The sequence below is a fragment of the Enterobacter sp. N5-15 genome (assembly GCF_057221635.1).
Window position 1 is genome coordinate 409,360 of record NZ_CM170150.1, and the last position, 12,793, is coordinate 422,152.

Genomic DNA, 12,793 nt, shown 5'->3' on the forward strand with positions numbered 1-12,793 from the left:
GTTGCACTGCTCTTTAACAATTTATCAGACAATCTGTGTGGGCACTCAAAGTGACATGGATTCTTAACGTCCTCGGACGAAAAATGAATACCAAGTCTCTGAGTGAACATACGTAATTCATTACGAAGTTTAATTCACGAGCATCAAACTTAAATTGAAGAGTTTGATCATGGCTCAGATTGAACGCTGGCGGCAGGCCTAACACATGCAAGTCGAGCGGTAGCACAGGGAGCTTGCTCCTGGGTGACGAGCGGCGGACGGGTGAGTAATGTCTGGGAAACTGCCTGATGGAGGGGGATAACTACTGGAAACGGTAGCTAATACCGCATAACGTCGCAAGACCAAAGAGGGGGACCTTCGGGCCTCTTGCCATCAGATGTGCCCAGATGGGATTAGCTAGTAGGTGGGGTAACGGCTCACCTAGGCGACGATCCCTAGCTGGTCTGAGAGGATGACCAGCCACACTGGAACTGAGACACGGTCCAGACTCCTACGGGAGGCAGCAGTGGGGAATATTGCACAATGGGCGCAAGCCTGATGCAGCCATGCCGCGTGTATGAAGAAGGCCTTCGGGTTGTAAAGTACTTTCAGCGGGGAGGAAGGTGTTGAGGTTAATAACCTCAGCAATTGACGTTACCCGCAGAAGAAGCACCGGCTAACTCCGTGCCAGCAGCCGCGGTAATACGGAGGGTGCAAGCGTTAATCGGAATTACTGGGCGTAAAGCGCACGCAGGCGGTCTGTCAAGTCGGATGTGAAATCCCCGGGCTCAACCTGGGAACTGCATTCGAAACTGGCAGGCTAGAGTCTTGTAGAGGGGGGTAGAATTCCAGGTGTAGCGGTGAAATGCGTAGAGATCTGGAGGAATACCGGTGGCGAAGGCGGCCCCCTGGACAAAGACTGACGCTCAGGTGCGAAAGCGTGGGGAGCAAACAGGATTAGATACCCTGGTAGTCCACGCCGTAAACGATGTCGACTTGGAGGTTGTTCCCTTGAGGAGTGGCTTCCGGAGCTAACGCGTTAAGTCGACCGCCTGGGGAGTACGGCCGCAAGGTTAAAACTCAAATGAATTGACGGGGGCCCGCACAAGCGGTGGAGCATGTGGTTTAATTCGATGCAACGCGAAGAACCTTACCTACTCTTGACATCCAGAGAACTTAGCAGAGATGCTTTGGTGCCTTCGGGAACTCTGAGACAGGTGCTGCATGGCTGTCGTCAGCTCGTGTTGTGAAATGTTGGGTTAAGTCCCGCAACGAGCGCAACCCTTATCCTTTGTTGCCAGCGGTTCGGCCGGGAACTCAAAGGAGACTGCCAGTGATAAACTGGAGGAAGGTGGGGATGACGTCAAGTCATCATGGCCCTTACGAGTAGGGCTACACACGTGCTACAATGGCGCATACAAAGAGAAGCGACCTCGCGAGAGCAAGCGGACCTCATAAAGTGCGTCGTAGTCCGGATTGGAGTCTGCAACTCGACTCCATGAAGTCGGAATCGCTAGTAATCGTAGATCAGAATGCTACGGTGAATACGTTCCCGGGCCTTGTACACACCGCCCGTCACACCATGGGAGTGGGTTGCAAAAGAAGTAGGTAGCTTAACCTTCGGGAGGGCGCTTACCACTTTGTGATTCATGACTGGGGTGAAGTCGTAACAAGGTAACCGTAGGGGAACCTGCGGTTGGATCACCTCCTTACCTTAAAGAACCTGCCTTTGTAGTGCTCACACAGATTGTCTGATGAAAAGTAAATAGCAAGGCGTCTTGCGATTGAGACTTCAGTGTCCCCTTCGTCTAGAGGCCCAGGACACCGCCCTTTCACGGCGGTAACAGGGGTTCGAATCCCCTAGGGGACGCCACTTGCTGGTTCGTGAGTGAAAGTCGCCGACCCCCGTATCTCAAAACTCATCTTCGGGTGACGTTTGAGATATTTGCTCTTTAAAAATCTGGATCAAGCTGAAAATTGAAACGACACATCTTAATTGGTGTGTTCGAGTCTCTCAAATTTTCGCAAGTCGATGATGAATCGAAAGAAACATCTTCGGGTTGTGAGGTTAAGCGACTAAGCGTACACGGTGGATGCCCTGGCAGTCAGAGGCGATGAAGGACGTGCTAATCTGCGAAAAGCGCCGGCGAGGTGATATGAACCTTTGACCCGGCGATGTCCGAATGGGGAAACCCAGTGTGTTCCGACACACTATCGTTAACTGAATACATAGGTTAACGAGGCGAACCGGGGGAACTGAAACATCTAAGTACCCCGAGGAAAAGAAATCAACCGATTCCCCCAGTAGCGGCGAGCGAACGGGGAGCAGCCCAGAGTCTGAATCAGCTTGTGTGTTAGTGGAACGGTCTGGAAAGTCCGGCGATACAGGGTGATAGCCCCGTACACGAAAGCACACAGGTTGTGAACTCGAAGAGTAGGGCGGGACACGTGGTATCCTGTCTGAATATGGGGGGACCATCCTCCAAGGCTAAATACTCCTGACTGACCGATAGTGAACCAGTACCGTGAGGGAAAGGCGAAAAGAACCCCGGCGAGGGGAGTGAAAAAGAACCTGAAACCGTGTACGTACAAGCAGTGGGAGCACCTTCGTGGTGTGACTGCGTACCTTTTGTATAATGGGTCAGCGACTTATATTCTGTAGCAAGGTTAACCGTATAGGGGAGCCGAAGGGAAACCGAGTCTTAACTGGGCGTTAAGTTGCAGGGTATAGACCCGAAACCCGGTGATCTAGCCATGGGCAGGTTGAAGGTTGGGTAACACTAACTGGAGGACCGAACCGACTAATGTTGAAAAATTAGCGGATGACTTGTGGCTGGGGGTGAAAGGCCAATCAAACCGGGAGATAGCTGGTTCTCCCCGAAAGCTATTTAGGTAGCGCCTCGTGAACTCATCTTCGGGGGTAGAGCACTGTTTCGGCTAGGGGGCCATCCCGGCTTACCAACCCGATGCAAACTACGAATACCGAAGAATGTTATCACGGGAGACACACGGCGGGTGCTAACGTCCGTCGTGAAGAGGGAAACAACCCAGACCGCCAGCTAAGGTCCCAAAGTCATGGTTAAGTGGGAAACGATGTGGGAAGGCACAGACAGCCAGGATGTTGGCTTAGAAGCAGCCATCATTTAAAGAAAGCGTAATAGCTCACTGGTCGAGTCGGCCTGCGCGGAAGATGTAACGGGGCTAAACCATGCACCGAAGCTGCGGCAGCGACACTTAGGTGTTGTTGGGTAGGGGAGCGTTCTGTAAGCCGTTGAAGGTGTCCTGTGAGGGGTGCTGGAGGTATCAGAAGTGCGAATGCTGACATAAGTAACGATAATGCGGGTGAAAAGCCCGCACGCCGGAAGACCAAGGGTTCCTGTCCAACGTTAATCGGGGCAGGGTGAGTCGACCCCTAAGGCGAGGCCGAAAGGCGTAGTCGATGGGAAACAGGTTAATATTCCTGTACTTGGTGTTACTGCGAAGGGGGGACGGAGAAGGCTATGTTAGCCGGGCGACGGTTGTCCCGGTTTAAGCATGTAGGCGGAGGTTCCAGGTAAATCCGGTACCTTATTAACGCTGAGGTGTGATGACGAGGCACTACGGTGCTGAAGTAACAAATGCCCTGCTTCCAGGAAAAGCCTCTAAGCATCAGGTAACATCAAATCGTACCCCAAACCGACACAGGTGGTCAGGTAGAGAATACCAAGGCGCTTGAGAGAACTCGGGTGAAGGAACTAGGCAAAATGGTGCCGTAACTTCGGGAGAAGGCACGCTGATGTGTAGGTGAAGCCCCTGCGGGTGGAGCTGAAATCAGTCGAAGATACCAGCTGGCTGCAACTGTTTATTAAAAACACAGCACTGTGCAAACACGAAAGTGGACGTATACGGTGTGACGCCTGCCCGGTGCCGGAAGGTTAATTGATGGGGTTAGCGGCAACGCGAAGCTCTTGATCGAAGCCCCGGTAAACGGCGGCCGTAACTATAACGGTCCTAAGGTAGCGAAATTCCTTGTCGGGTAAGTTCCGACCTGCACGAATGGCGTAATGATGGCCAGGCTGTCTCCACCCGAGACTCAGTGAAATTGAACTCGCTGTGAAGATGCAGTGTACCCGCGGCAAGACGGAAAGACCCCGTGAACCTTTACTATAGCTTGACACTGAACACTGGTCCTTGATGTGTAGGATAGGTGGGAGGCTTTGAAGCGTGGACGCCAGTCTGCGTGGAGCCGACCTTGAAATACCACCCTTTAATGGCTGGTGTTCTAACGTAGACCCGTAATCCGGGTTGCGGACAGTGTCTGGTGGGTAGTTTGACTGGGGCGGTCTCCTCCCAAAGAGTAACGGAGGAGCACGAAGGTTAGCTAATCCTGGTCGGACATCAGGAGGTTAGTGCAATGGCATAAGCTAGCTTGACTGCGAGAGTGACGGCTCGAGCAGGTGCGAAAGCAGGTCATAGTGATCCGGTGGTTCTGAATGGAAGGGCCATCGCTCAACGGATAAAAGGTACTCCGGGGATAACAGGCTGATACCGCCCAAGAGTTCATATCGACGGCGGTGTTTGGCACCTCGATGTCGGCTCATCACATCCTGGGGCTGAAGTAGGTCCCAAGGGTATGGCTGTTCGCCATTTAAAGTGGTACGCGAGCTGGGTTTAGAACGTCGTGAGACAGTTCGGTCCCTATCTGCCGTGGGCGCTGGAGAATTGAGGGGGGCTGCTCCTAGTACGAGAGGACCGGAGTGGACGCATCACTGGTGTTCGGGTTGTCATGCCAATGGCATTGCCCGGTAGCTAAATGCGGAAAAGATAAGTGCTGAAAGCATCTAAGCACGAAACTTGCCCCGAGATGAGTTCTCCCTGACCCTTTAAGGGTCCTGAAGGAACGTTGAAGACTACGACGTTGATAGGTCGGGTGTGTAAGCGCAGCGATGCGTTGAGCTAACCGATACTAATGAACCGTGAGGCTTAACCTTACAACGCCGAAGCTGTTTCGGCGAAGAGACGACACATTCAACTCAGCTTGATACAGATTAACAGAATTTGCCTGGCGGCTTTAGCGCGGTGGTCCCACCTGACCCCATGCCGAACTCAGAAGTGAAACGCCGTAGCGCCGATGGTAGTGTGGGGTCTCCCCATGTGAGAGTAGGGAACTGCCAGGCATCAATTAGAAGAACCCCGTACCGGAAGGTGCGGGGTTTTTTGCTTTGTGCGTCAGAAATGATGCCGGATGGCGGCTTCGCCTTATCCGGCCTACAAAATCCACAGGCTCGACAAGCGGATCGCACGATAAAAAGAAACAAGAATACAAAGAAGGGATTTATAAACGCAGAAAAGCAAAAACCCAGCCATAGGCTGGGTTCTTTAAATAGTGGTGCCCGGACTCGGAATCGAACCAAGGACACGGGGATTTTCAATCCCCTGCTCTACCGACTGAGCTATCCGGGCAACGGAGCGCATTAAACCGCAATCACGTCCGATCGTCAACATTATTTCGGGAAAAGCTGTTCAACTGCTTAAGTTTGCGGCAATCTGTCCGCTTTCGCCGTGAAAATGCACAAATCTTCCAGACAGTACCTGCGTGATACGGCAATGCTGAGAGTAAGAGGAGGGCAGTATGACGAATGACTGGCTTGAACTGCGTCAGCATGCAGATACGGGTATTGAGACGATTAAAGCGCATTTCGAAGGGCATGCCTTTGATCCGCACTGGCACGATAGCTATCTGGTAGGGATAACCCTCTCCGGCACGCAGCAGTTTCATTGCCGCCGTGAGCGTCATCGTAGCCAGCCGGGCGACGCATTTCTCCTCGAGCCTGGAGAAATTCACGACGGAGATGCGCCTGTTGAGGGCGGTTTTACCTATCTGACCTTCTATCTTGATGAGTGCTGGCTTACCGGTGCGCTACAGGGGCTCTACGAATCGACTCCCGGGAGTTATTCACTCCACTTTGCCCAAACGCTGACGCGGGAACCGCAGCTGGTGCGCGCTATCGGTGAGACATTCTCTACCCTGCATAATGACGAGATGAAAATCGTTCAGCAGAGCACAATGGATAATCTGCTCTCCCGGATCACCGCCCATTGTCACTGGCGTAAGAAACTGCCGTCGCAGTTACAAAGCGCTGCCGTGGCGCATCGTGCGCGCGACTATCTCTATGCCCATATCGGTGAGAACGTGGGGCTGTCAGACCTTGCGCGCGAGACGGGCACGGATCGCTTTACCCTGACGCGCTGTTTCAAGCGCGAGTTCAACCTGGCGCCCCACGCATGGCTTATTCAGCTGCGTCTGGCAAAGGCCCGACAGCTGTTGGCGCGCGGTGACCAGCCCGTTGATGTGGCTGCCGCAGTGGGTTTTGCCGATCAAAGCCATTTGGGGCGTTGGTTTCAGCGGGCTTATCGTATCTCTCCTGCACACTACCGCCGGTTGTGCACAAACCTTCCAGACGTTTCCAAAAAATAACGGCACATTCATGGCTCTAATAAAAAGGAGCCACCTGTGAGTTTGATACCCTTTCTGTTGTTCGCATTTGTCGCCTCCATTACGCCGGGGCCAACCAATATTCTGGTGCTGACGAACAGCCAGCACTTTGGCGTAAAAAATACCGTACCTGCTATTCTGGGCGGGTGTATCGCAGCCAGTGCGATCGTGCTGGTATCAGGCGCGGGCGCAGGAGAAGTGCTGCGTCAGTATCCTCTGATACGTCAGATAATGAGCTGGGCAGGCGTGCTGTGGCTAAGCTGGATGAGCTGGCAGCTATTTCGCGCTCCGGCCGCCCGTCTTTCCGCTGAGAACCGTATCCGATTCACCGCTCAGGCGGCGGCGCTGCTGCAGATCGTGAACCCGAAAACCTGGATGATGGCGCTGGCCGTCGTCAGTCTGTTTGCCCCTGCTGGCGACCATGCATTGCGGGAGATTGCGCTAATGGCGCTATGGTTTCTGCTGATCTCAATAGTCTGTTTGATGTGCTGGGCGTGGTTGGGTAAAGCGGTGAACCGAATTTTTCGCACCACCGTGGCGATGGTGCGGTTTCAGCGCCTGATGGCGCTGTGTCTTCTCGTCTCTGCCTGGGCGGGCATCCTGGCTTAGGTCAGTGCCCCACCCATACGACACTGAGCAAATCGCAAAATATCTTCCGCCAGACGGTGTGCCGTATCCACATCGGCCTGGCTACGGTTCACCAGCATGCGGCTGAGGCAACCTTCCAGCACCAGCTCCATCTGCTTCGCCACCATCGCCGGATCATCGACTTCCAGCGTGGTCAGCAGCTCGTGGGTGAAGTCATGCGCCGCCCGTTTTTGCTGCTCCGCCAACTGGTGGATAGGATGGCCTGGGTCGGGAAAATAAGTGCAGGCGGCGATGAACAGACAACCCGGGTAGCGGTTGTTGCTGACGCACTCCGTCAGGGCGGTATAGCGCGCCAGAAGCTTTTGCTCCGCAGTCAGTTCTTCATTCAGCATCAGTTGCCTGCGCCAGATATCAACCTGCTGGCTGAGATAGCGCAGGGCATCATAGAGTAGCGCCTCTTTATCCGGCCAGAAGCGCTTAAGTTCATCCAGGGGATAATCGATACGGTCGGCTACCATCTCAAGCGTGGTGCTGGCGATCCCTTGAATCTCAAGTAGTTGCAGGGCTTGTCCCAGTACGTCTTCACGTTGCACGGTTATCTCCTCCGCTATTCCCAACGGTTTGTCCCGTTTAAAGTGTTGTTTACGGTTGGCGATTGCGCAAATGCGCGCTAAATGCCGCTGCATCCATAAACCCGGTTATACGCTGTTCTGGCTGCTCCTGGCCCTGTTGATTGAAGAACAGAATGGTTGGCAGCCCGAGCACGTTAAGCTGCTTCAGCAGAGCCTTATCCTGCGCATTATTGGCGGTCACGTTCGCCTGGAGCAAAACGGTCTCTTTCAGGGCGCTTTGCACCTGTGGATCGCTAAAGGTATATTTTTCAAACTCTTTGCAGGCGACACACCAGTCGGCATAGAGATCGAGCATCACCGGTTTGCCTTTTGCCTCTGCCAGGGCGATGTTGAGTTCATCCACGTTTTTAATCTGGGTGAAGTTCAGATGCGCTTGCGTCTGACCCACTGGTGTGCCGAACGCCCAGTCCTGCAGAGGGCGTACGCTCACCAGCGCGGCAGCGAGCAGGAGGATTTGCACCAGGCGCATCCACGTTTTTTTCGCCCCCAGGCTGACGATAAACGCCCAGGCAAAGAATGCTACGCCGAGCATCGCCCACAGGCGCAAACCCCAGGCGTCGCCGATGATACGCTCAAGGAGGAACACCGGCAGCGCGAGGATGACAAAGCCAAACGCGGTTTTCACCGTCTCCATCCACGGGCCGCTCTTCGGCAGCAGTCGATTGCCGAAAACCGTGACCAGAATCAGCGGCAGGCCCATGCCCAGGGCATACAGGTACAACGTTCCACCGCCGAGCCACATATTGCCGCTCTGGGCGATATAGAGCAGGATGGCGCTCAGCGGTGCGGTGGTGCAAGGGGAACAAATCAAACCGGCGATGGCTCCCATCGCGAATACCCCACCCGCCGAGCCACCCTGCTGGCGGTTACTCATCAGCGTTAAGCGAGTCTGCAAAGCCGACGGTAACTGCAGGGTAAACAGGCCGAACATCGACAGTGCCAGCAGGATGAAGACCACCGACAGGCCAATAAGGACGTAAGGATGCTGCAGCGCGGCCTGGAACTGTAACCCGGCAGCGGCAACCACAAGGCCAAGGGCTGTGTAGGTCAACGCCATGCCCTGCACATAAATAAAGGCCAACAGCAGGGCGCGTGCGGTGGAAAGCCGTTGCTTACCGCCCAGCACGATGCCAGAGATGAGCGGATACATCGGCAGCACGCACGGCGTAAAGGCAATGCCGATACCGATCAGCAAGGCCCAAAGCGCTGAGAACGGAAGGTCTGTGCGCTCTTCGCTTGTCTCGCCCGAGGGGAGAGGGGAGAAAGCGGCGGCAGCCTTAACTTCGCTGAGCGGAACGACCTTCGTTTCCGGTGGATAGCAGAATCCGGCGTCCGCGCACCCCTGATAGGTGACCGTCAGCGTCGCGCCTTTATCCGCCTGATTCACCGTGACGGGGACGCTTAGGCGCTGGCGGTAGATCTCACTCTTGCCGTAGAACTCGTCCTCGTGCCACTCGCCAGCGGGCAACTGTAATGCGCCCACGTTGGCCTGGGCAGGAGTAATACTCACCTGCTTGCGATAGAGGTAATAGCCCTCTTTCACCTGCCAGGTAAGACTGAGATCGTGCTGGTTTTGCTGAAAGTCAAAAACGAAAGCCTGGTCGGCAGGGATGAAGTTCGAACGGCCGGGCGCGTCAAACAACCCGGCAAAAGCTGACGTGCTGCACAGCAGCAGGATCAGCGTAAAGAAGCGTTGAGCCATGAGAGATAGTCGTTATCGCCATGAACCACTGGCAAGACCAGCAGTTCCGGGGTTTGGTAAGGATGATGAGATTTGAGGCAGTCCAGGAGCGCCTGCTGATTCGCCAGATTGGTTTTGAGCAACATCTGGACTTCGTACTCCTGCTCCAGCTTGCCTTCCCAGTAATAAAGGGAGGTGGCACCGGGGAGGAGCGTCACGCAGGCAGCCAGTTTTTCGGCCAGCACTTTGGCGGCGAGATCCTGGGCAGAGGCTTCATCAGGGGCGGTACACAGTACGACAACAGCATCAGGCGTGTTCACAAGTCGACCTCCTCATCACGAAAGGCTTCACTATATCACGCAAGGCGGTTGGTCATTAATGAAACGGGCCGCAGAGCGGCCCGATTTTAACTATTTTTACAACCACTCACCGTTTACAGCACCACGCCGCCAATGATAAAGCCGAGGATCACGCACAGCGAAATGGCGACCACGCCCGGGATCAGGAACGCGTGGTTAAACACATACTTACCGATACGGGTTGAGCCGGTGTCGTCCATTTCAACCGCCGCCAGCAGGGTTGGGTAGGTTGGCAGAACGAACAGGGCAGAAACCGCCGCGAAAGAGGCAATCGCCGTTAGCGGGGTAACGCCCAGCATCAGTGCCGCAGGCATCAGCGCTTTGGTGGTCGCCGCCTGGGAGTAAAGCAGGGTAGCTGCAAAGAACAGCACCACCGCCAGCAGCCACGGATAGTTGTGCAGCAGGTCGCCTGCTACGGTCTGAATGTCGCTGATGTGCGCTTTCACGAAGGTATCACCAAGCCAGGCTACGCCGAGGACGCACACGCAGGCGCTCATACCGGATTTGAAGGTGCTGGCGTTCAGCACTTCGCTGGTATCAATTTTACAGGTGATGCTAATCAGCGTCGCGATGGTCAGCATAAACACCACAATCGCTTCGTTACGCGGCAGGACCGGGTTCTGGATCAGGCCCACGGTATCGCTGATAGCGGTCGCGTAGAACATGACGGCGACAATACCGATCAGGAACAGCAGTACGGAGCGTTTTGCGTGCGGCTTCAGCTCGAAGACCTGGCTGCCGCGCAGTTTCACTTCGCCCTTGGCAAGACGTTCCTGATAAACCGGATCGTCTTTCAGTTCGGCGCCGAGGAAGTTACACAGCACGGCAGTGATCATCACCGCAATCAGCGTCACCGGGATACAGATCGCCAGCAGCGTCAGGTAGCTCACGCCCATCGGCTCAAGGATACCGGCGAAGAAGACCACCGCAGCGGAAATCGGCGAGGCGGTAATCGCAATCTGGGACGCAACAACGGCAATAGAGAGCGGACGAGACGGGCGGATACCCTGCTCTTTCGCCACTTCGGTAATCACCGGCAGCGTAGAGAAGGCGGTGTGGCCCGTACCGGCGAGAATGGTCATAAACCAGGTCACCAGCGGGGCAAGGAAGGTAATGTATTTTGGATGGCGGCGCAGCATACGCTCCGCCAGGCTCACCAGGTAGTCCATACCGCCTGCCACCTGCATGGCGGCGATAGCGGCAATAACTGCCATGATGATTTCGATAACGTCAAACGGGATTGCGCCGGGTTTAATCTGAAAGATAAGGGTAAGAACGAGCACCCCGAGACCGCCAGCAAAACCGATGCCGATACCCCCGAGTCTTGCTCCCAAATAAATCGCCAACAAGACGATGACGAGTTCTGCTCCAAACATAAGGACCTTCCTTGCTTATTAACAAGTTGATATTGAATTGTTGTATTTTGGTAACGCCTAAAAAGAAAAAAGGCACGTCACAAGTGACGTGCCTTAAGAAGCCTAGCCTGAACGGTTACTGTTCGCTTTCATCGGTATATCGTTTTGCTTTATATGCCGGGTGCATCAGGTTCTGGGCCGAGAAGATATCGTCCAGCTCAGCTTCGGTCAACAGCCCGCGCTCCAGCACCACTTCACGTACGCTCTTACCGGTTTCGGCGCAAATCTTACCGACGATGTCACCGTTGTGGTGACCGATGAACGGGTTGAGGTAGGTGACGATCCCGATGGAGTTATAGACATAACCCTCACAGACTTCTTTATTCGCTGTGATGCCGTTAATGCATTTTTCCAGCAGGTTGTAGCAGGCGTTGGTCAGGATGTGGATAGATTCAAACATCGCCTGGCCAATCACTGGCTCCATCACGTTCAGCTGCAGCTGACCCGCTTCAGAGGCCATGGTCACGGTTGTATCGTTACCGATGACTTTGAAGCAAACCTGGTTCACCACTTCTGGCACAACCGGGTTCACCTTGGCTGGCATGATGGACGAACCGGCCTGCAGTTCTGGCAGGTTGATTTCGTTCAGGCCAGCGCGCGGACCGGAAGAGAGCAGGCGCAGGTCGTTACAGATTTTGGACAGTTTCACTGCCAGACGTTTCAGGGCGCTGTGTACCATGACGTAGGCGCCGCAGTCGGACGTCGCTTCAATCAGGTCTTCTGCAGGCACAACCGGCAGGTTAGAGACTTCAGCCAGCTTCTGTACCGCCAGCTGTTGATAGCCGTCCGGGGTGTTCAGACGCGTACCGATGGCGGTTGCGCCCAGGTTCACTTCCAGCAGCAGCTCGGAGGTGCGCAGCAGGTTTTTGGTCTCTTCGTTAAGCAGCACGTTAAACGCGTGGAATTCCTGGCCGAGCGTCATCGGCACTGCGTCCTGCAGCTGGGTACGACCCATTTTCAGGATGTCCTGGAACTCAACCGCTTTACGCTGGAAGCCATCACCAAGCTGGTTGATCGCATCTACCAGTTTCACTACAGAGGCATACACCGCGATACGGAAGCCGGTAGGGTAGGCGTCGTTGGTGGACTGGCATTTGTTAACGTGGTCGTTCGGGTTCAGGTACTGGTATTCACCTTTCTGGTGACCCATCAGCTCCAGGCCAATGTTTGCCAGTACTTCGTTAGTGTTCATGTTGACGGAGGTGCCCGCGCCGCCCTGATAGACGTCAACCGGGAACTGGTCCATGCATTTGCCGTTGTTCAGCACTTCATCGCAGGCCGCGATAATCGCATTTGCCGCGCTTTTAGGAATGGTTTGCAGCTCTTTGTTGGCCAGCGCTGCGGCTTTCTTCACCATCACCATGCCACGGACAAACTCAGGGATGTCGCTGATTTTGCTGTTGCTGATGTAGAAGTTTTCAATCGCTCTCAGAGTGTGAACACCGTAGTAGGCATCCGCTGGAACTTCCCTGGTACCCAACAAGTCTTCTTCGATACGAATGTTGTTTAACATGTGAACCTTCTTTTCAAGCTGCCGATGGATTGTACTAAACACACAGTATTTATGTGGTTTTGAATATTTTCTGGCCGACGATTATTCCCTCAATCAGCCAGATGCTCGAGATCATATGCTGATGATAGCGAATTGCCGTAAGCTGGATCAC

7 protein-coding genes, 2 tRNA genes and 3 rRNA genes are annotated in these 12,793 nt (G+C 54.5%); 6 read left to right on the plus strand and 6 right to left on the minus strand.

Features of this window, described 5'->3' with window-relative positions:
- Positions 1-151: 151 nt before the first annotated feature.
- From AC2TE5_RS01920 to rrf, 4 genes are all read left to right on the plus strand, one after another.
- Positions 152-1,691: ribosomal RNA gene (locus AC2TE5_RS01920) — 16S ribosomal RNA — on the plus strand.
- A gap of 85 nt (positions 1,692-1,776) precedes the next feature.
- Positions 1,777-1,852, plus strand: a tRNA-Glu gene (locus AC2TE5_RS01925).
- 193 nt (positions 1,853-2,045) lie between these two features.
- Positions 2,046-4,949, plus strand: a 23S ribosomal RNA gene (locus AC2TE5_RS01930).
- 70 nt (positions 4,950-5,019) lie between these two features.
- Positions 5,020-5,135: ribosomal RNA gene (rrf, locus tag AC2TE5_RS01935) — 5S ribosomal RNA — on the plus strand.
- The 16S, 23S and 5S rRNA genes sit together here with 1 tRNA gene alongside, the layout of an rRNA operon.
- A 210-nt stretch (positions 5,136-5,345) precedes the next feature.
- Here rrf and AC2TE5_RS01940 read toward each other — a convergent pair.
- Positions 5,346-5,421, minus strand: a tRNA-Phe gene (locus AC2TE5_RS01940).
- Between the two features lie 169 nt (positions 5,422-5,590).
- Here AC2TE5_RS01940 and AC2TE5_RS01945 point away from each other — a divergent pair.
- Together AC2TE5_RS01945 and AC2TE5_RS01950 are read left to right on the plus strand one after the other, a co-directional pair.
- Positions 5,591-6,436 (plus strand): AraC family transcriptional regulator, encoded by an 846-nt coding sequence (locus AC2TE5_RS01945; protein WP_213329055.1) that lies wholly within the window; start codon positions 5,591-5,593, stop codon positions 6,434-6,436.
- Between the two features lie 36 nt (positions 6,437-6,472).
- Positions 6,473-7,063 carry a LysE family translocator gene (locus AC2TE5_RS01950; protein WP_213329054.1) on the plus strand — a complete coding sequence of 197 codons (591 nt, stop codon included), beginning with the start codon at positions 6,473-6,475 and terminating at the stop codon, positions 7,061-7,063.
- On the opposite strand, the gene AC2TE5_RS01955 is transcribed toward AC2TE5_RS01950, so the two are convergent.
- The 5 genes from AC2TE5_RS01955 to aspA form a co-directional block, all read right to left on the minus strand.
- On the minus strand, positions 7,060-7,635 hold the full coding sequence (locus AC2TE5_RS01955) for a transcriptional regulator (protein WP_023310110.1): 576 nt from the start codon (positions 7,633-7,635) through the stop codon (positions 7,060-7,062). The two genes, AC2TE5_RS01950 and AC2TE5_RS01955, sit on opposite strands and share 4 nt — an antisense overlap.
- 49 nt (positions 7,636-7,684) lie before the next feature.
- Positions 7,685-9,376, minus strand: coding sequence for a protein-disulfide reductase DsbD (locus AC2TE5_RS01960; protein ID WP_484612558.1), 1,692 nt, complete (start codon positions 9,374-9,376; stop codon positions 7,685-7,687).
- Entirely contained in the window at positions 9,352-9,675 is a 324-nt protein-coding gene (gene cutA / locus AC2TE5_RS01965) for a divalent cation tolerance protein CutA (RefSeq protein WP_014168278.1), read from the minus strand. The genes AC2TE5_RS01960 and cutA overlap by 25 nt, the downstream gene beginning before the upstream one ends.
- 113 nt (positions 9,676-9,788) lie before the next feature.
- Positions 9,789-11,090, minus strand: coding sequence for an anaerobic C4-dicarboxylate transporter (locus tag AC2TE5_RS01970; protein WP_032662382.1), 1,302 nt, complete (start codon positions 11,088-11,090; stop codon positions 9,789-9,791).
- A gap of 115 nt (positions 11,091-11,205) precedes the next feature.
- Entirely contained in the window at positions 11,206-12,642 is a 1,437-nt protein-coding gene (gene aspA / locus AC2TE5_RS01975) for an aspartate ammonia-lyase (protein WP_003855923.1), read from the minus strand.
- Between the last annotated feature and the right edge of the window lie 151 nt (positions 12,643-12,793).

What these genes read in the sequence shown, in the direction of transcription:
- AC2TE5_RS01960 (WP_484612558.1), bottom strand. Translation starts at nt 9,376, where the DNA reads ATGGCTCAACGCTTCTTTACGCTGATCCTGCTGCTGTGCAGCACGTCA.
- aspA (WP_003855923.1), bottom strand. Translation starts at nt 12,642, where the DNA reads ATGTTAAACAACATTCGTATCGAAGAAGACTTGTTGGGTACCAGGGAA.
- AC2TE5_RS01945 (WP_213329055.1), top strand. Translation starts at nt 5,591, where the DNA reads ATGACGAATGACTGGCTTGAACTGCGTCAGCATGCAGATACGGGTATT.
- AC2TE5_RS01970 (WP_032662382.1), bottom strand. Translation starts at nt 11,090, where the DNA reads ATGTTTGGAGCAGAACTCGTCATCGTCTTGTTGGCGATTTATTTGGGA.